Below are 19,445 nucleotides of genomic sequence, written 5' to 3'. Positions count from 1 at the left end.
CGTTTACATCCCCCAATTTCCTGGATATTAAATCAAACTTATGCGTATCTCTAATCCACGCACGCCGCGTAGTATTATTGAAACTGTACTGGTGCTTTTATTACTGCTGGCATTATTGTATGCACTGTATGAGGTGCTGCAGGTGTTCTTTGGTGTGTTCACTTTTGCGCTGATCTTTTTTGTATCGTTTGAGGCGCCTTTTGAATGGCTGGCCCGGGTGCTGGGCAACCGGCGCAAGCTGGCCGCTGTCATATATTCCATTGTGCTCATTGTTATTGTAGCGCTGCCCCTGGTGTACCTCATTGCATCGTTGGGCAGGCATGTAAAAGAAGGCTTACGCATTATCACAGATATACAGACAAACGGGTTGCCCGCCCTGCCGGATAATATTGCGCAGCTGCCGCTGGTGGGGGATGCCATCAGCGCTTTCTGGCAGCATTTGCAGGACAATCCCCGGGAAACGCTGGCCGGTTATGAGCAACAGCTGCGGCTGGCGCTGCGCCATGTTTTGCTGAGCGGGGCCGGCATTTTAGGCACTGCGCTGCAATTTATACTGGGTATTATTATTTCCGCTTTTTTGCTGGTAAGCCGGGAGCAGGTATTGCAGCCCGTTAAAACTACCCTGCAGCACCTGCTGGGCAGGCGGGATGGTTTAACCATGATGGAAGCTACCTCGCATGCCATCAAAGGAGTGTCTATTGGGGTGATGGGCACTGCGTTCATTGCTACCGCTGTTTCCTGGATAGGATTTACCATTGCCGGTTTGCACTTTAAGCTGGCCTTGTCTGCACTGGTATTTTTCCTGGTGCTGATACAGGTAGGCCCGCTGATAGTATGGCTGCCGCTGATCATATGGACGGCAGCGCAGGGGCATACCGGCATGGCCATATTCCTGGCCATCTATGCAGCCTTTTTACTGGTAATTGATGCCATCTTAAAACCCATCCTCATTGCCAAAAGCGGTGGTAAGCTGCCCTTCCTGGTATTGTTCCTGGGCGTAATAGGCGGGTTGGCAGCCTGGGGTTTTACGGGTATGTTCAAAGGCGCTATTATACTGGCGGTGTTTTATACCATCTTTAACTCCTGGCTGCAAAAAAGGCGGGAGCCTGCCAATACCGGCACGGTAACCGGCTGAATCAGGCTCCCCAGGCCGTAATAACGATCCTTCTTCTGCCTCCGTGGTTGCGGTGCTCGCATAAATATACCCCCTGCCAGGTACCCAGCGCAAAGCGCCCGTTATGTATAGGGATCATTACAGAGCTGCCCAGCAGGGCCGCTTTCAGGTGGGCCGGCATATCATCCGGGCCTTCGTCATTGTGTAAAAAGTCAGGATCGTTTTCCGGAACCGCTTTGTTAAAGTAGGTTTCAAAATCTTTCCGCACCGTAGGATCTGCATTTTCATTCAGGGTGAGCGATGCAGAAGTATGTTGTATGAAAACCTGGCAAATGCCCGCGTGAAACGTGTTGATCTCCGGTATGGCACGCGCGATCTCCGGGGTAATAAGATGAAAACCACGGGGCTTTGCGCTTAATTCCAGTGTTTGCTGATACATTTTCATGGTGTTGAAATTAGTCCAAATTTATGGGTATTTACAAACGGCACTTTTGTTGTGGCATGGGGATTTTGAATATTTTATGAATATTTCCTTATTTTTAGAGCCCGTTGGAAACAGACTATGAGCAATTGGAAAATTTTTCATAACTATATTTTACTATCAGCCTTTGCATTCAAAATACTGATAATAGGGACGTTCCTTACCCTGGCGTCTCACAATATCTGTTGGGCGAATGTGATGAATGAAGATGTGAACTGGAGCCGGCTGATCATCAAACAACGGAAAAGGAGTGATGAGCCGGGGCATCATATGACCTCTCATAAACGCGAAGCAGCCGTTGAAGGTAACCGGTACGCTTTTGCCAGGAAACTGTTTTTATTACCCCTCATTTTCTTTTTAACAGGCATTACGGTCTGTGCTGTTTTATCCCTCGATTTCTTTCTCACTTTAACTCACCGCTACAAACCGGAGAAGATCTTTCTACTCCATTGTTCCCTGATCAGATGATACGCCCGCTGTACATTTAATTGTTTGGATACTGACAGATACCCCAGGGATCTGGCTGTGGCAGTCATTATTTTATACGTTACAACACCAGGCCTTTGCCAGCAAGTCTTTACCGGTATACCTGCCGGTAACATGCATCATTAGGGGGGATTTATATTCGATAACTATCTGGGATTACTGCAATGGAAAAAACTATATTAATTATAGAGCGGAATACTGAAACGGTTTTCTTTTACAGGAAATTACTGCCGGAACACGGCTATGCAATAGAACATGTATCATCCGATAGCCAGTTATTAAAATACGATTTTCATATACCGGACCTGTTCATCATCAACAGCCGTTTCCTCACATTAAATGAGTGTGAGATCTGCCAGCATCTTAAGAACGGCCCGCTCACAAAAGATGTTCCGGTGATCATTATTTCCGGTACGCGTAATATGGACGTGATGGCCAAACAATGCGGCGCAACTGCTTTGGTAGAAAAGCCGTTCACCTCTGCCAACCTGCTGGCGGTTATTAAGCGCTGCCTCGGAGAAACAGGCGGCCAGCTATAGCTATTTTGGACTACAGGTTAGGCCATCTTATTTTCGTATATTCATTTGCAAATTCACGTTCATGAAAATATTTGCAAAAACAGGCATGCTGTTTATGCTGTTCCTGTTGGGTATACAACAGTTAAAAGCACAATCGGCAGAAGGGGCCTGGCAGGTGAAAACAGATTCCACTACCACCGTCATGCTGGTTACCCCTGACTATTTTACTATTACTACCTACACACCCACTGCTTTTGTATCTACTATGGGCGGCACCTGGCAGGCCACCTCTGAGGGCAATGCCAGCACTACTATAGAATTTAATTCTGCCGATAAGTCGCAGGTGGGCCAGCATCCGGATGCTGCAGCCGCTTTTGAAGGCGATCAGCTAGCCCTTACCCTGGGCGGCAAAAAGCTTGTATTTACCAGGGTGGATGATGGTATTGCCGCACTGGCTGGCCGCTGGCAGATCACAGCCCGCGAAGCCAATGGTAAAATGAACAGCATGCCTTCCGGCGCACGCAAAACCATTAAAATATTAACCGGCACCAAATTTCAGTGGGTGGCCATTAATACGGAAACGGGCGAGTTCTTTGGCACCGGCGGCGGTAGCTACACGTTTGAAAATAACGTGTATACGGAGAAGATAGAATATTTTTCACGGGATAATAACCGGGTAGGCGCCTCACTGAGCTTTAAAGGCAGTGTGAATGGCAATAAATGGGACCATAGCGGTAAAAGCTCCGATGGCAAGCCGCTGCATGAGGAGTGGAGCCGGAGATAATACACTTCCCATATCCTACTTCCCCCTCATCATTTCATCCAGTGCCCAGCTGTTGTGCTGTATAAACTGCAGCAGGGCCGCCAGGAATGCAATATGTATAAATTGTGAAGGCAGGGCCTCCCAGTTTTCTATCATACAGGTGCCAAAGATCAGTATCAGCATCACTATGCTGCCGGCAACAGCCGCCGCTTTGGTAAACAGGCCGCTGAGCAGCAGCAGCCCTATTATAAATTCAGCAACCGGCAGCGCATAGCTGAAAGGAATTACCAGCATTTCCGGCAGCATAGACTTTTTAAAGGTGCCTGTCATCCAGCCGCTGAAAGCCGCCAGCTTGGGCAGCCGTACCAGCCCATGTCCGAAAAAGCTGGCGCCAATAGCCAAACGCAGTAATAAGAAAGAGACCGTGTTCATAAGGTGTTATTTTTTTGGTAGTGCAAAGGTCATGATCAGCAGATTCCCCGTCCTGTACATTTAAGGGTATGATCTGTATCTTTACAGGATATGGAGATCAGGAACCTTTATCAGCTGTATGAGCTGGAGCTGCTGGAAACCGGCAGCTATCCTGCCAGGGCATATAAAAAAACCTTCTTTGAAATGGCGTTCATCCTGGAAGGTAAAGGCATACAGCACATTAACCAGCACCAGCTGCCCTATTCGCCTGACAAGCTGTTCCTGATGTTCCCGGAGGATCTGCACAGATTTGAGGTGCAGGAAACCACGCGTTTCTTTTTTATCCGCTTCAATGATAGTTACCTGAAAAGCCAGTCTGTTGAATGGATAAAGAAAATGGAGTTCATTTTCCATACCCATAACCATTTGCCCGGCTGCATCCTTAAAACAATTACCGATAAGCCGCTGGTGCGTGCTATAATAGAGGCTTTGATACGGGAAACCGGTAGTGAGCACCCGCAGCGTAGTTTCGTAATGGCGCAGCTGGTGAATACCATCATTACGCTGGCGGCCCGCAACATTACCCTGCAGGGAAACGCCGCTGCTCAAAAACAAATACCCGGCCCCGCTTTGCCCCTGCTGAATTATATTCATGAACATATCTATGACCCGGAAAGATTAAAGGCAGAGAAGATGGCCGCGCACTTCAACATTTCACCCAACTATATCAGCGAATATTTTAAAAAAATAACAGGAGAGGGGCTGCAGCAATACATTACCACTTACAGGCTAAAGCTTATAGAAACCCGCCTGCGTTTTACGGATAACCGTATTGGCGATATTGCATATGAATTTGGTTTTACGGATGAAAGTCACCTGAACCGTATTTTTAAAAAATACAAGGGGCAAAACCCTACCGCTTACCGTAAGCAGCATGTATTATAAGCGCACACCGGTTGTATCATAACCGGACATTTTCATACCGCCCTCTTATATAAATTATTGATTTATAACTGCTCTGAGAGATGGCACTTCTTTTGGCGTTCCCTTTTAAAGAGCTGTCATGTTCAGGACTTATCTCAAAACCACGTTCCGCAATCTCTGGAAAAACAAGGTCTTTAGTTTCCTCAACATAGCCGGTCTGGCAATTGGTATTGCCTGTTCGGCATTTATTTTTCTTTGGGTAGAAGACGAGCTTACCTTCAACCACAATTTTACAAAAAGGGATCAGCTATACCGGGTAATGAAAAATGCGGTGGATAAAGGAACGATCTCCACCTCCGGCAGCACGCCGGGTCCATTGGCGCAGGCCATGAAAGCAGATATACCGGGCGTGAAAAATACCGCCCGCCTGAGCTGGAATATGGACCAGGTAATGGTGCTGGGCGAAAAGTCTGTAAAGGAGCAGGGCATCTATGCCGATCCTGCCATCTTTTCCATGCTTACGTTTCATTTTATATATGGAAACCCCGCCACTGCGTTTAAAGAACCACAGTCAGTAGTGATCAATGAAACCCTGGCAGCAAAATTATTTGGTAACAGTGATCCGGTGGGCAAAATAATTAAAATGAATGCACAGGAAAGTTATAGTGTAGATGGTTCTTTCATGGTCACAGGCGTTTTTAAGAACCTGCCGGCCAATGCTTCCTACAGCGCCTGCCAATGGATCTCGCCTTACATTGTATTTGAAGATAAGAACACCTGGCTGAAGCCCTGGAGCAACAACCTTACGGAAACGCTGGCAGAGCTGGATCCGGCCGCTGATCCGGCTATGGTCAATAAAAAGCTGGCAGGTTATCTCCGCGCTAAAACCGGTGATGCAGCTGCGCCGGACTGTTTTATTTTTTCCATGAACGACTGGCACCTGCGCGATCATTTTACGGATGGAAAACCAGACGGCGGCAATATAAAATATGTAAAGCTGTTTTCACTGATCGCAGGTATCATCCTGCTGATCGCCTGTATTAATTTCATGAACCTGTCTACCGCGCGTTCAGAACAGCGCGCCCGCGAAGTAGGCGTAAGAAAGGTAATGGGTGCAGGCAAGGGCCGGTTGATCAGCCAGTTTATCGGGGAATCCATGTCCATGTCGTTCTTAGCCGTGCTGCTGGCAATAGCTATGGTGTGCATTTTACTGCCAGCTTATAATTTACTGGTGGGTAAATATCTGTCCCCGGACCTGTTCAGCTTTTCACACCTGGGTTATTTACTGGGTATTGGCTTTGCAGCAGGTTTAGTAGCCGGCAGCTATCCTGCTTTTTACCTGTCGTCCTTTAACCCGGTTAGCGTGCTTAAAGGCGTGAAAATAAGAACGGCAGGCGGTGTTATCTTCATCCGCAAGGGATTAGTCATCACCCAGTTTGCAGTTTCCATTACCCTTATTATCTGCACTGCTATCATTTATCTTCAGATCCGGCATATCAAACACCGTAACCTGGGTTTTAATAAGAACAACCTGGTGATCATAAACCTGCAAAGCGGCCTGAAAGAACATTTTGCAGCTGTAAAAGAGCAGCTGCTGGCAACAGGCGTGGTAGAAAACGCCGCTTTAAGCCTGCATGATCCTTTGCACCTGTACAGCTCCTCTGACAGCTATACTTGGGCAGGTAAAGATCTTAGCGACAAAGAATTTATTCACTCCAATGCAGTAAGCCCGGAATATGTTTCCACCATGCATATGCAGCTGGTTAGCGGAAGGGATTTTTATAGCGATGCCCGTTTGAGCCAGCATGAGGTTATTATCAATGAAAGCATGGCCAGAATAATGGGTAAGGAAGGAAAGCCCGGCGGCATGCTGCAGGTGGATACATTTCACCTGCAGGTAGCAGGGGTGGTTAAGGATTTTGTATATAACAATATGTATGGCTCTAACATGCCGGCATTGCTCTTTTGTACACCGGGCGGCGCCACTTTAATGTCTATACGTTTTAAACCTGGTGTTAACCTGGCAAAAGCATTGGAAAAGACGGGCGCCGTTATCCAGGCTAATAACCCCGGCTTTCCCTTTGAGTTCCGGTTTGTGGATGATGATTTCAATAAGCTGTTCATTACTGAAACGCTGATAGGTAAGCTGGCAGGCCTCTTTGCCGCACTGGCCATTTTTATATCCTGCCTGGGATTGTTTGGCCTGGCCGCCTACACGGTAGAACGGCGTACCAAGGAAATTGGCATCCGTAAAATACTGGGCGCCTCTGCAAACGGGCTGGCCGGTTTATTATCCAGGGATTTTGTGCAGCTGGTAGCAATAGCCTGTGCTATTGCATTTCCGCTGGCCTGGTGGGCCATGCATAGCTGGCTGCAGCATTATGAATACCGTACGGTTATTCCCTGGTGGATCTTTGCCCTGGCGGGTGTGGCCTCATTAATGATCACGCTCATCACCGTAAGCCTGCAGGCTTTCAAAGCAGCGCTGGCCAACCCGTTAAAGAGTTTAAGGGCAGAGTGAGGGGAGAAAATGTTTTGACTTATTCCACAAACGCTCTATATTAGTCCCGTCAATCAAAACCAAATGCGCCCGCACAGCCACGATGAAGATACAGAACTGCTGGCCCGTATGAAAGAAGGGGACAAATCCGCATTGACACTCATCTACCGCAAATACTGGCAAAAACTGTACTTACACGCATTTGGGCTGTTAAAAAATGCCCAGGCCTGTGAGGATATCATCCAGGAGCTGTTCCTGCAGCTATGGACCAACCGGCAGCAGCTGCAGGTAAAAGTATCACTCAACGCTTATCTGTTTGCCTCCGTACGGTATGAAATGCTGCGGCAGATCAAGGCCGGCCGTGTAAATGAGGCCATCCTGCAGCATATGGAAGAACAGGTGCCGGCGGCGCCCGCCCTGGAAGAAATAGAATACAGGGAGCTGCAATCCCGCGTAGTAGCCATTGTAGAGCGCCTGCCGGAAAAGTGTAAAGAAGTGTATAAGCTGAGCCGCGAAGCCCAGCTCAGTCATAAGCAGATCGCCCACCGCTTAAACATCTCTCCCAAAACAGTAGAGAACCATCTCACCAAAGCCCTGGGCTTTTTACGCGTATCCCTGTCGCAGCTGTTTACCATTACATTGGTAATGTTATCCTGGCTGAATAAGTAAAATATTTTTCCCGGACATAGGGGATACCCCCCGCTTTTTACTCTTACCACTAAACACCACCCTCATCGTGGAGAAACACGAATTTTTACAGCTGGTTAATAAATACCTCGCTGGCACTGCTTCTTTGGAAGAAGAGCAGCAGGTCATGCAATTCCTGGAAAGCTTTCCGGCCGCACAGGATTGGGATGAACAGCTCATGGGCATAAAGGAACAGGTAGAAGAAAAAATGCTGCAACGCTTATTAAAAACAATGGATACGCTCCCGCAGCAGCGGCCAAAAGTGCGCGCCATCCATGCCTGGATAGCCGTGGCAGCCACTGTAGCGGTGTTAGTTGTCAGCAGCATGATCTACTTTAACCTGCCCAATACGCACGTACAGCAGCCGCCCGCACAGAGGGCACAACAAACCGCGCCGGTATTACAGCCCGGTGGCAATAAAGCATTATTGAAGCTGGCCAATGGGCAAACTATTGTATTAAACCAGGCAGCCAACGGTGTAGTAGCTATGCAGGGCAGCACACAAATTAAAAAAACAGCAGCAGGGGAGCTGGTATATGAGCCCGGCGCCGCAGCCCAACAAGCCGGCAATACTTTTAATACACTCACCACACCGCCGGGCGGGCAATTCCAGATCACACTGCCGGATGGTACCAAAGTATGGCTCAATGCCGCATCCTCCATTACTTTCCCAACTGTATTCTCCGGGCAGGAGCGGCGCGTGCAGCTAAGCGGCGAAGCCTATTTTGAAGTAACAAAAGTGAGCCGCAATAACAGCCGTATGCCTTTTTTTGTAAGCACAAACGGGTCGGTAGTTGAAGTGCTGGGCACCCATTTTAATGTAATGGCTTACCCCGATGCACCTAACCAGGAAACTACCCTGCTGGAAGGCGCGGTACAGGTAACGCACGGCGCACAAACACAAAAGATAACACCCGGCCAGCAGGCCAGCGTGTTAAACAGCACCGGCGCCGCCATCCAGGTTAAACAGGCAAATATAGATGCAGTAATGGCCTGGAAAGAAGGGCTGTTCCTGTTTGACAATACCAATATTGAAAGCGCTATGAACGATATAAAACGCTGGTACAATGCCACCATTATCTACAACGGCCCTCAGCCGGATGTAGCCTTTACCGGCGTATTACCACGCAGCACGGATGTAAATACAGTCCTGAATATGCTCGCATCCACCAGGCGGGTTTCCTTTACCGTAAAGGGGGATATTATTACGGTACAAAAAGCTAAACAGCGTAATTAACCAAAAAAACAACACAAGTAAATGTTATGAAAAATTAAAACACTGCTACAACACACTTCCTCATAAAAAGAAAAACTTACCGGATTGCGGCCGGTAAGTTATATGTTCTGGTTATGCAGGAAAATTCCACACGGTACCAATGGTACCAGATTTATCCTAACCAATAAACAATACAAATGTATGAAACAAAAGGTACTTTGTAAAGCTACTGCTATGCACGGTGGTAGCGGCAATGCTATCCGTCAGCTACCAAGATCCATCCGAAATTTTTTCCTGGTCATGAAAATAACAGGGCTCATATTACTCGTAGCAATATTGCAGGTAAGCGCTGCTTCCTATGCACAAAAGGTAACCATCCACCAGCAGAACAGTGATCTGAAAACGGTGCTGAACGCCATCAGGAAACAAACCGGCTATTACTTCATTTTTGATAAAGATGCTTTGCAGAAAGCAAAGCCGGTTACTATTGATGCAACAAACGAGGAGCTAACCACCGTACTAACTAACATCTGCAGCAAACAGCAGCTGGGGTATGAAATAAAAGATAAGGTGATCACCATCACCTCCCTGGACGATGCGCCCAAAGCGGCGGGCAACCCGCCGGTGAACGTTAAAGGTAAGATCACAGATGCCAAAGGGCAGGGGCTTATTGGCGCCACCATCCGGGTAAAGGATGCGCAAAAAGGCACCCAGTCTGATGCAAACGGCAACTTTACCTTACAGGGAATAGAAGATAATGCAGTGCTCATCATTTCCTATTCCGGTTACGTAACACAGGAGGTGCCACTGAACGGGCAAACCACTTTTAACATTACCCTGCAGGATGATATTAAAACCCTGAAGGATATGGTAGTGGTAGTAGGTTACGGCACCCAGAAAAAGGTAAGCCTTACCAGTGCCGTAAGCGTAATTCAGGCAGATGATATTGCCCGCCGGCCGGTGAACAACTCCGTGCAGGCCTTCCAGGGCTTATCCCCGGGCTTTACCATCCTGGACCAGGGCGGCGCCCCGGGCCGTGCTAATGTAACAGCACGTATACGCGGCATCACCACTTTAAGTGGTAACAATCCTTTAGTGCTGGTAGATGGTATTGAGCAGGGTATTAACAATATTAACCCGGAAGATATTGAGAACGTATCAGTGCTCAAAGATGCCGCCGCCACTTCTATTTACGGCTCCCGTGCCGCCACCGGCGTTATACTTATTACCACCAAACGCGCTAAGGAAGGGCAGCTGAATGTAAGCTACAGCGGGTATGCCGCTTTACAGCAAATAGGCAATCATCCCAAAAGCATGAGCACAGAGCAATATATGCGCCAGCAAAATGTAGCTTATGTGAATGCAGGTCAAGCTGCGCCTTATACTGAAGATTACATTAACATGTACGTAAACAGCCCGGATAAGATCAAATACCCGCTGGCGAATGACTGGTACAATATACTGTATAAAACAGCCCCGCAGTTTAATAATAACTTGACGGTAAGCGGCGGCAGCAAACAGTTTAAAGCGCTGGCCAGTGTACGGTATATGAAACAGGAAGGTATTACGGATAACTTCAGCAACGATGCGCGGGAAGTAAGGATCAATACTGACTTCACGCCTTCTGATAAAGTGAAGTTCGGCGCAGATGTAAACTACCGGCAGCTGTACACTACCGCCCCGCAGGATGCGGATAACGTATTTTACAACACGCTGCACGGCGCACAGTTTGTAACGCCCCGCTACCCGGATGGCGGCTATGGCGTAAGCACGCAGGGTAACAGCCCGCTCATTAGCCGCGACCTGTCCGGTTATAACCACGACTGGTTTAACACGTTTTCCGTTAACCTGCGCGCGGAATGGAATATCATAAAAGGTTTAAAATTCTCAACCCAGTACGCAATTGTAAGCAATGCGGAAAAAGTAAAGATATTCCGCAACACCTATGCGGTAGTAGATGAGAACAACCCCTCCCGCACTAAAACACAGGCCACCAACCAGCTGAATGAGAACCGCTTTAATAACTACCAGGAAACCATTAACAGCCTGCTGGAATACCGCCTGCAGCTGGGTAAGCATAACTTTGGTGTACTGGGCGGTTATTCGCAGATCTACTCCCGTGGCGATACCTTAACCGGTTTCCGCAACACTTTTTATAATAACGATATACAGGCCCTTACCGCCGGCGCAGCCAGCTCTAAAGATAATAGCGGCAGGGACCTGGAATCCGGTCTGCGCTCTTATTTCGGGCGTTTCAACTATAATTTTGCCGATAAATATTTACTGGAAATAAACGGCCGCTATGACGGTTCCTCCAACTTCACCGGCGATAACCTGTACAGCTTTTTTCCATCCTTCTCTGCAGGCTGGCGCGTATCCCGCGAAAATTTCTGGCAGCCGTTAACAGCCATTATACCTGAGTTTAAGCTGCGCGGCTCTTATGGTTCCACGGGTAATCAAACCGTAGGCGCTTATAGTTTTTATGAAGCGCTGAATACCCTCAATTATACATTTGGCGGCGGCGCGGCCACTGGTTATGCTTTGCTGAACTACGCCAATACCGCCATTAAATGGGAAACCACCAAACAGCTGGACCTTGGCCTGGATGCCACTGTTTTAAATGATAAGCTGGATGTAACGTTTGACTATTATAACAAACGTACCTCCGGCATCTTACTCAGCCTGGCCATACCCGGCGCCATTGGCTTAAATGCACCGGTGCAGAATGCAGGCGTAGTATCCAACAAGGGCTGGGAGCTGGGTTTGAACTATAGGGATATGTCGCACAAGCTGCATTACTCTCTTAACTTTAATATCTCCAACAACATTAACCGCATCGTGGACCTGAAAGGCACCGGCCCTTACATCACCGGCTCCACCAACGATGGTTTGTATGCTAACCAGGCGGGCCTGCCTATTGGGGTGCTATGGGGCTTTAAAACAAACGGGTTTTATAAGGATGCAGATGACGTAGCCAAATCGCCCAAGTACGACACCAATACTTTTCCTGGTGATATTAAGTATGTGGACCTGACGGGCGATGGTAAGATCACGGCAGATGACCGCACCATGATCGGCGACCCGTTCCCGCACTACACCTTTGGCCTTACCTCCAATTTCAACTATGGTGATTTTGACCTGTACATATTTTTCCAGGGCGCTGTAAAGCAGGATGCGCGTATCTCCGGCGCTTTTGCAGATGCCGGCAACAACCAGGGCTTTGTAATAGATATTGAAAATGATTACTGGACACCTGAGAATACAGATGCCCGTTTTGCCCGCCCGCAGAAGTTTACAGACAAGAATGCACAGATCTCCGATTTCTGGGTGATACACATGGGATATGTACGCGTAAAAGCCCTGCAGCTGGGTTACAATCTTCCCAAATCCTTAACAGACAGGATAAAGATTAAAAAAGCGCGGGTATACCTGAGCGGCACTAACCTGCTCACCTTCTCAAAAGCCAATGAATGGGGCATTGATCCTGAGTTCCCTACCGGCCGGGCTAACTATTACCCGCAAACAAAGGTGTACACCCTGGGCGCCAATATTAATTTTTAACGCTTAAATGATGGATGCAGTGAATACTAAACATATATACAAAGCGGCTTTTCTTATAACAGGTATTATAAGCCTGGCCGCCTGCCGTAAAGACCTGCTGGTAACCGTACCAACAGACAGGATCTCAACCGGCATTTACTGGAAAACAGATGTAGATGCCACCAATGCAGCTAATGCTGTATACACGTATATGGATGGTGTGAACCTGGTTTTCTGGGATGGCCTGTCGGACATTGGGCACTTTAATACTACCGGCGCTGCTTTTGCACCCATAGACCAGGGTGTGGCCGATGCGCAGAACGGGGAGTTTGCCGCACAGTACACCACTTGCTACAAAGGCATTAATGCCGTAAATAATTTTATGGCGAATGTAGACCGTATAACCGTTACCAATGCCACGCTGGTGAATAGCCGCCGGGGCGAGGTCAGAGCGCTGCGCGCCTACTTTTATTTAAAGCTGGCAGGCTGGTTTGGCGCTGTGCCCCTGGTAACCAGCAACATTACTATTGATGAAGGCACCCAGCTAACGCGTACAGACGTAGCCACTATTTACGACTATATTGGTAAGGAGCTGGATACTGCAGCCACCCTGCTACCCAATACGCAAACAGATAAGGGCCGCATTACCAAAGGCGCTGCACTGGCGCTTAAAGCAAGGGCCATGCTGTATGCCGGCCGTTATACCGAAGCTGCCGCTGCAGCCAAAGCCGTAATGGACCTGAATGTATATTCCCTGTACCCGGCCTACAAACAATTGTTTACCTATGCCGCAGAGAATAACAGTGAAGTGATCATGGATAAGCAGTTTGTAAAGGACATTTATTCCAATAACATTTTCAGCTCCATGGCCGCCGCTTCCCTGGCCTCGTCCGTGGCACAGGTAGTGCCTACCAAACAGGGGGCCGATGAATTTGAAATGGCCAACGGTAAAGCCATTACAGACCCTGCCAGCGGTTTTGATCCGTACCACCCATACGACAACCGTGATCCCCGACTGCATTACAGCATTTATACGCCGGGCGATACGCTGGTGAATGGCAAGGTATACAATCCTATACCCGGCAGCGGTACGGCAGATGCTATTGGCGGTGGTAACCTGTATGCCACCACCACGGGTTATAATGTACGTAAATACATTAACCCGGAGGATCTGTCGGCCCCCGGCAACTCCGGCATCAACATTATTATTATCCGCTACCCCGAAGTGCTGCTTACCTATGCTGAAGCAAAGATTGAGCTGAACCAGCTGGACCAAAGCGTGTATGATGCGATTAACCAGGTGCGTGCCCGCCCGGATGTAAATATGCCGCCTATAGCAGCCGGCCAGTCACAGGCACAGCTACGTGCAGCCGTGCGGCATGAGCGTACAGTGGAGCTGGAGTTTGAAGGCCTGCACACCTTTGACATCCGCCGCTGGAAAACAGCCGAAACTATTTATCCCGGCCCTATCAAAGGCATCACGTATGTAAAAGGCGGGGTGTTAACAACGGTGGTGAACAGCAGCTTTATCCGTTCGTTCAACCCCCAGCGTGATTACCTGTGGCCTATTCCACAGCAGGAGATCATCTTAAATAAGAACCTGGTGCAAAATCCTAACTGGTAAGCATTTTATAAGTGGTCCGCAGATCACTATCCGCGGACCATAGCTTTAAACACAACAATTATGCAGATGAAAAAGAGAGCCGTTTATATCGGAATTGGATTGGCATTGCTGAGCACAACATCGCTGCTGACACTCAGCGCGTTTAAAAAGGATAAGAGCCCGGAAAACCCGCCGGCAAAGGCCAAACGGCCCAACATTATAGTGATCCTGGCCGATGATATGGGTTTTTCAGACCTGGGCTGTTATGGCGGGGAAATTCATACGCCTAATATAGACTTCCTGGCGCATAACGGTCTCCGTTATACGCAGTTTTATAATACCTCCCGTTGCTGCCCCACCAGGGCTTCCCTGCTTACCGGCTTATACAACCAGCAGGCCGGCATTGGTAAAATGACGGATGCGGAGGACGAGCCGGGCTACCTGGGCCACCTGACAGATAGCGCAGTAACCCTGGCGGAAGTACTAAAATCCGCCGGGTATCACACCGCTATGTCGGGCAAGTGGCATGTGTCCAACACTAACGGACAGGCCACTCCGCAGGAGCAGCTGAACTGGCTCAATCACCACAAAGTGTATAATGAGTTTTCGCCCATCAGTCAGTACCCCACAAGCAGGGGTTTTGAAAAATTCTTCGGCACTATCTGGGGGGTGGTGGATTTTTTTGATCCCTTTAGCCTGGTAAATGGTACGGAACCTATAAAAGAGGTGCCGGCGAATTATTACCATACAGATGCAATTAATGATACGGCCGTAGCTTACATTAACGGTTACGCGGGGTCAGACAAACCCTTCTTTTTATACGTAGCGGAAAATGCGCCGCACTGGCCTTTGCATGCGCTGCCGGAAGATATTGCCAAATATAAGAACACCTATAAGGCCGGCTGGCAGGCCATCCGCGAAGCGCGGTATAAAAGAATGGTGGAAATCGGCCTTATAGACCCGGCAAAAACCAAACTTCCCGCCCGCTGGAAAGCAGACCTGGAATGGAAGAACAACCCGGATACCGTATGGGATGCTGCTGCCATGGCCGTGCATGCCGCTATGATAGACCGGATGGACCAGGGCATTGGCCGCATTATTAACGCCCTGAAAAAGAACGGGCAGCTGGATAATACATTGATCTTATTCCTGTCGGACAATGGCGCCAGCCCGGAGAATTGTGCCGCCTACGGCCCCGGATTTGACCGGCCCAATGAAACCCGCGATGGGCGCGAAATTGTATATGCCACTAAAAAACAAGCCATGCCCGGCCCGGAAACCACTTACTCCTCCATTGGGCAGCGCTGGGCCAATGTAGCCAATACACCCTACCAGTACTGGAAGGCAGAATCTTATGAAGGCGGTATCCACACCCCCATGATCGCTTTCTGGCCCAAAGGCATTACCGCTAAAAAAGGAAGTTTTAACGGCCACGTAGGACATGTTATGGATTTCATGCGTACCTTTATCGATTTAGCAGGTGCGGAATACCCTGAAGTGTATAACGGACGCCCGGTGCAGCCTACTATTGGTATTAGCCTGGTGCCCTCTTTCAGCAACCTGCAAACACCCGGTCACGAAGCGTTGTTCAACGAACATTTTGGCGCCCGCTATGCAAGGCAGGGCACGTGGAAGCTGGTATCTTTAAGCAACGACAGTACCTGGCATTTGTATAACCTGGCCACTGACAGAACAGAAACCATGGATCTGGCAGCGCAGTACCCCGCTAAGGTACGCGAGCTGCAAACCCTGTGGCAACAGTGGGCCAGCACACATAAGGTATTTCCGAAGCCCGGTAAAAAACAAAAGTAGACGAACCACATTGTTTACATAAAAAGCGCAAATAACTTCACGCTCATGAATGGACTGTTTAAAAGGATCTGTACCCATGGTATGCTATCCGTAATGGCAATTGGAACCAATCTTTACGCGCAGGAAAAAATGCCTGCCTATCCGTTAATCACGCACAACCCGTATTTCAGTATCTGGTCCAACACAGATACGCTCACATCATCCGCTACCCGGCACTGGACCGGTAAGGAACAGGCTTTACTGGGCATCCTGAAAGTAGATGGAGATTATTACCGTTTTATGGGGCAAACCACCCCTGAATATAAAGCGGTATTACCGGCCGGCGATGAGCAGGCCTACAGCTGTAAGTACCTGATGGAAACCGCGCCGGCAGCAGGCTGGGAAAAGGCAAAGTTTAATGATAATGCCTGGAAGACCGGCGCAGCACCCTTTGGCGACGACCGCGCTAAAGCAGGCACCAAATGGACCGGCAAAGACATCTGGATGCGCCGCAAATTTAAGCTGGCAACCATACCCACCGGCAAGCTGGCTTTGCGCCTGTTTCATGACGATGGTGCAGAAGTGTACCTGAACGGGCAAAAGATCACAGAACAGGGCGGCGCTAATGGCGATTATGAATTGATACCGCTGTCAGATGACATCCGCTCAAAGCTGGTAGCAGGGGAGAATGTGCTGGCCGTGCATTGTAACAATACCGGCGGCGGCACCTGGATAGATGCCGGTATAACAGAACAGCTGGTGAATAACAGCGAAGCCGGTTTAAAAATAGCATCGCAAACCAACCTAAAGGTAACGGCTACACAAACCATGTACAGCTTTACCTGCGGTGCGGTGAACCTGGAAGTGACCTTTACCTCCCCGCTGGTGCTTACTGACCTGGCGCTGCTGGCTACACCGGTATCCTACATTACGTATAAAGCTACATCTGCTGATGGAAAGCCCCACAACGTAATCGTTTACCAGGGGGTATCATCCAACGTGGCAGTGAACCAGCCCACACAGGAAGTACATGCATCCGCGTACCTGAAGAACGGCCAGCAGGTGCTGCGGGCCGGTACTACAGAGCAGCCGGTGCTGCAAAAGAAAGGGGATAACCTGCGTATAGACTGGGGCTATGTATATGCAGCCGCGCCGGCGCCCACCGGCATACAGCAGTATATTACCACAGAAGCAAACGCCATCAGCGCTTTTATGCAGGGGCAAAAAGGCGATACCGGCGTTACCGGTAAGTCGCTGATGCTGAACAGCATTATTCCCCTTGGCAGCGTAAGCAGCACACCGCAGTCTAAATACCTGATGATAGGGTATGATGATATTTATTCCATTCAATACTTTGGTACCAACCTGCGGCCCTGGTGGCGTAACACGGCCGGTGCAACCATAGAAGGCATCCTGGAAAATGCCGCCAACAACTATGAGCCGGTGATGGCCGTATGCAGCAAAACAGATCAGCAGATCTATGCAGATGGCGTTAGGTCAGGTGGTGAAGATTATGCTAAGCTGTGCGTAATGGCTTACCGCCAGAGCATAGCCGCCCACCAGCTGGTAAAAAGCCCGGAGGGCGACCTGTTGTGGCTTTCCAAAGAGAACTTCAGCAACGGCTCTATTAATACGGTGGATGTAACATACCCTTCCGCACCTTTATACCTGGCCTATAATCCCCAGCTGTTAAAAGGTATGCTGAATGGCATCTTCTATTACAGTGAAAGCGGTAAATGGCAAAAGCCTTTTGCTGCGCATGACTTAGGCACTTATCCGCTGGCCAATGGCCAAACCTACGGGGAGGATATGCCGGTGGAAGAATGCGGTAACATGATCATACTCACCGCTGCTATTGTAAAAGCAGAGAACAACCCGGCCTATGCTAAAAAGCATTGGAAAACGCTCACCATCTGGACAGACTACCTGGCGCAGGCCGGTTTTGATCCCGGTAACCAGCTTTGCACGGATGATTTTGCAGGCCACCTGGCGCACAACGCCAACCTGTCTGTAAAAGCCATTGTAGCTATTGGCGCTTATGCGCAGATGGCGGAGCAGCTGGGCAAGCCCGTTACTGCTATTGGTAAGGCCGCCATTAAGTATAAAGCAATGGCTGCTGATATGGCGCAGAAATGGGTAGCTAAAGATGATGCAGGCGACCATTACGCCCTGGTGTTTGATGATAAAAATACCTGGAGCCAGAAGTATAATATGGTATGGGATAAAGTGCTGCACTTAAACCTGTTCCCGCAAAAGGTGTACGACACGGAAATAAAATATTACCTGTCGCACCAGAATGAATATGGCCTGCCGCTGGATAGCCGTAAAACCTACACTAAATCCGACTGGATCCTGTGGACCGCTGCCATGGCCGATAACAAGAGCGATTTTGATGCCCTGCTGGCGCCCGTATACAAATACGCAAAGGAAACACCTTCCCGCGTGCCCTTATCTGACTGGCATGAGACCAAGGATGGTAAAATGGTAGGCTTCCAGGCCCGTAGCGTAGTGGGCGGTTATTATATGAAAACGCTGCGCGATAAAATGAGGTTAGTTAAGTAAGTATATTATAAAATCATGATAAAGGGCTGCTCTGCACAGAGCGGCCCTTATTTTTTTAGGATGACGCTTTTCCCCCTTTAATATGTCGCTTTCACACACGCTGGCATAACACCCAGCCACCTACCTTTGAAGTAATAAAAGCAACAACAAAAATTTCATTTTATGGCAAACAAAATAGTAGCACAAAAGATCGGACCCTGCTTATGGTTCGGTGGGAACGCAGAAAAAGCCGTTCAATTTTACACCGGCGTTTTTAAGAACTCCAAAACCGGCCGTGTTACGCATTACGGCAAATCGGATGATGAGCATAGCCTGCCGGAAGGTACGGTACTGACCATGGAGTTTGAGCTGGACGGGCAGCCCTTTTTAGCATTGAATGCAGGTCCGGTCTTTACGTTCAACGAAGCCGTTTCCTTTGTGGTGTATTGTGATGACCAGGAGGAATTGGATTATTACTGGGAAAAGCTTTCAGCCGGTGGTGATGAAAAAGCACAGATCTGCGGCTGGCTTAAAGACCAGTTTGGTTTATCCTGGCAGATAGTGCCGCGGGCGCTGGCCGATCTGATGGGAGGCCCTAAGGCAGATAAGGTAATGGCCGCAGTAATGAAAATGAAAAAGCTGGACATTAAAGCGCTGGAAGAAGCCGCTGCCAGGTAGTTCATTTATCGCAAATAAGTATCATCTATAACACAGGTAATGCAGGGTGTGTCCGTATAAGGATGCACCCTGTCTTTTTATTTATTTTAAATCATCTTATCCATTTTATTCATTCCTGATGCAGTTTTGTTATCACTTTGTTATTATATCTAAATTGGCTGCTGTTGAACGAACGCCCTAAATAACGGTTTC

15 protein-coding genes are annotated in these 19,445 nt (G+C 48.7%); 13 read left to right on the top strand and 2 right to left on the bottom strand.

The window, feature by feature from the left end:
* The first annotated feature begins 40 nt into the window (after positions 1-40).
* Positions 41-1,135 (top strand): AI-2E family transporter, encoded by a 1,095-nt coding sequence (locus BMZ54_RS18735; RefSeq protein ID WP_089915299.1) that lies wholly within the window; start codon positions 41-43, stop codon positions 1,133-1,135.
* Between the two features lies 1 nt (position 1,136).
* Here the strand turns inward: BMZ54_RS18735 and BMZ54_RS18730 are convergent, their stop codons facing one another.
* Entirely contained in the window at positions 1,137-1,559 is a 423-nt protein-coding gene (locus BMZ54_RS18730) for a secondary thiamine-phosphate synthase enzyme YjbQ (protein WP_089915296.1), read from the bottom strand.
* 117 nt (positions 1,560-1,676) lie between these two features.
* On the opposite strand from BMZ54_RS18730, the gene BMZ54_RS18725 reads away from it, so the two are divergent.
* From BMZ54_RS18725 to BMZ54_RS18715, 3 genes are all read left to right on the top strand, one after another.
* Positions 1,677-2,063, top strand: a complete 387-nt coding sequence (locus BMZ54_RS18725; RefSeq protein WP_089915293.1) for a hypothetical protein — start codon at positions 1,677-1,679, stop codon at positions 2,061-2,063.
* A gap of 182 nt (positions 2,064-2,245) precedes the next feature.
* The gene (locus BMZ54_RS18720) at positions 2,246-2,620 is read left to right on the top strand and encodes a response regulator (protein ID WP_089915290.1); all 375 of its coding nucleotides are present in this window, start codon (positions 2,246-2,248) and stop codon (positions 2,618-2,620) included.
* Between the two features lie 61 nt (positions 2,621-2,681).
* Positions 2,682-3,383, top strand: a complete 702-nt coding sequence (locus BMZ54_RS18715) for a hypothetical protein (protein WP_202909287.1) — start codon at positions 2,682-2,684, stop codon at positions 3,381-3,383.
* A 15-nt stretch (positions 3,384-3,398) separates the two neighbouring features.
* Here the strand turns inward: BMZ54_RS18715 and BMZ54_RS18710 are convergent, their stop codons facing one another.
* The gene (locus BMZ54_RS18710) at positions 3,399-3,794 is read right to left on the bottom strand and encodes a DoxX family membrane protein (protein ID WP_089915287.1); all 396 of its coding nucleotides are present in this window, start codon (positions 3,792-3,794) and stop codon (positions 3,399-3,401) included.
* A gap of 90 nt (positions 3,795-3,884) precedes the next feature.
* Here BMZ54_RS18710 and BMZ54_RS18705 point away from each other — a divergent pair, with 90 nt between their 5' ends.
* From BMZ54_RS18705 to BMZ54_RS18665, 9 genes are all read left to right on the top strand, one after another.
* Complete coding sequence (locus BMZ54_RS18705; protein ID WP_089915285.1) at positions 3,885-4,718, top strand: helix-turn-helix domain-containing protein; 834 nt, start codon at positions 3,885-3,887, stop codon at positions 4,716-4,718.
* A 118-nt stretch (positions 4,719-4,836) separates the two neighbouring features.
* Positions 4,837-7,218: an ABC transporter permease gene (locus BMZ54_RS18700; RefSeq protein WP_089915282.1), complete on the top strand. Its 2,382-nt coding sequence runs from the start codon at positions 4,837-4,839 to the stop codon at positions 7,216-7,218.
* A 63-nt stretch (positions 7,219-7,281) separates the two neighbouring features.
* On the top strand, positions 7,282-7,866 hold the full coding sequence (locus tag BMZ54_RS18695) for an RNA polymerase sigma-70 factor (protein WP_089915279.1): 585 nt from the start codon (positions 7,282-7,284) through the stop codon (positions 7,864-7,866).
* Between the two features lie 67 nt (positions 7,867-7,933).
* On the top strand, positions 7,934-9,121 hold the full coding sequence (locus BMZ54_RS18690) for a FecR family protein (RefSeq protein ID WP_089915276.1): 1,188 nt from the start codon (positions 7,934-7,936) through the stop codon (positions 9,119-9,121).
* Between the two features lie 180 nt (positions 9,122-9,301).
* The gene (locus tag BMZ54_RS18685; RefSeq protein ID WP_162277603.1) at positions 9,302-12,661 is read left to right on the top strand and encodes a SusC/RagA family TonB-linked outer membrane protein; all 3,360 of its coding nucleotides are present in this window, start codon (positions 9,302-9,304) and stop codon (positions 12,659-12,661) included.
* 19 nt (positions 12,662-12,680) lie between these two features.
* Positions 12,681-14,264 (top strand): RagB/SusD family nutrient uptake outer membrane protein, encoded by a 1,584-nt coding sequence (locus BMZ54_RS18680; RefSeq protein WP_238386618.1) that lies wholly within the window; start codon positions 12,681-12,683, stop codon positions 14,262-14,264.
* 66 nt (positions 14,265-14,330) lie between these two features.
* On the top strand, positions 14,331-16,055 hold the full coding sequence (locus BMZ54_RS18675; RefSeq protein WP_089915792.1) for an arylsulfatase: 1,725 nt from the start codon (positions 14,331-14,333) through the stop codon (positions 16,053-16,055).
* 45 nt (positions 16,056-16,100) lie between these two features.
* On the top strand, positions 16,101-18,596 hold the full coding sequence (locus BMZ54_RS18670) for a glutaminase family protein (RefSeq protein WP_238386617.1): 2,496 nt from the start codon (positions 16,101-16,103) through the stop codon (positions 18,594-18,596).
* A 162-nt stretch (positions 18,597-18,758) separates the two neighbouring features.
* Entirely contained in the window at positions 18,759-19,253 is a 495-nt protein-coding gene (locus BMZ54_RS18665) for a VOC family protein (protein ID WP_089915268.1), read from the top strand.
* The last annotated feature ends 192 nt before the right edge of the window (positions 19,254-19,445 follow it).

The organism is Chitinophaga rupis, from assembly GCF_900109685.1.
GTDB lineage: Bacteria > Bacteroidota > Bacteroidia > Chitinophagales > Chitinophagaceae > Chitinophaga > Chitinophaga rupis.
Note: the sequence above shows the minus strand (reverse complement) of the source record. Positions and strands in the feature narration are given on the sequence as shown.

What these genes read in the sequence shown, in the direction of transcription:
- BMZ54_RS18675 (WP_089915792.1), top strand. Translation starts at nt 14,331, where the DNA reads ATGAAAAAGAGAGCCGTTTATATCGGAATTGGATTGGCATTGCTGAGC.
- BMZ54_RS18710 (WP_089915287.1), bottom strand. Translation starts at nt 3,794, where the DNA reads ATGAACACGGTCTCTTTCTTATTACTGCGTTTGGCTATTGGCGCCAGC.
- BMZ54_RS18685 (WP_162277603.1), top strand. Translation starts at nt 9,302, where the DNA reads ATGAAACAAAAGGTACTTTGTAAAGCTACTGCTATGCACGGTGGTAGC.
- BMZ54_RS18700 (WP_089915282.1), top strand. Translation starts at nt 4,837, where the DNA reads ATGTTCAGGACTTATCTCAAAACCACGTTCCGCAATCTCTGGAAAAAC.
- BMZ54_RS18725 (WP_089915293.1), top strand. Translation starts at nt 1,677, where the DNA reads ATGAGCAATTGGAAAATTTTTCATAACTATATTTTACTATCAGCCTTT.
- BMZ54_RS18715 (WP_202909287.1), top strand. Translation starts at nt 2,682, where the DNA reads ATGAAAATATTTGCAAAAACAGGCATGCTGTTTATGCTGTTCCTGTTG.
- BMZ54_RS18695 (WP_089915279.1), top strand. Translation starts at nt 7,282, where the DNA reads ATGCGCCCGCACAGCCACGATGAAGATACAGAACTGCTGGCCCGTATG.
- BMZ54_RS18665 (WP_089915268.1), top strand. Translation starts at nt 18,759, where the DNA reads ATGGCAAACAAAATAGTAGCACAAAAGATCGGACCCTGCTTATGGTTC.
- BMZ54_RS18730 (WP_089915296.1), bottom strand. Translation starts at nt 1,559, where the DNA reads ATGAAAATGTATCAGCAAACACTGGAATTAAGCGCAAAGCCCCGTGGT.
- BMZ54_RS18720 (WP_089915290.1), top strand. Translation starts at nt 2,246, where the DNA reads ATGGAAAAAACTATATTAATTATAGAGCGGAATACTGAAACGGTTTTC.
- BMZ54_RS18670 (WP_238386617.1), top strand. Translation starts at nt 16,101, where the DNA reads ATGAATGGACTGTTTAAAAGGATCTGTACCCATGGTATGCTATCCGTA.
- BMZ54_RS18705 (WP_089915285.1), top strand. Translation starts at nt 3,885, where the DNA reads ATGGAGATCAGGAACCTTTATCAGCTGTATGAGCTGGAGCTGCTGGAA.
- BMZ54_RS18735 (WP_089915299.1), top strand. Translation starts at nt 41, where the DNA reads ATGCGTATCTCTAATCCACGCACGCCGCGTAGTATTATTGAAACTGTA.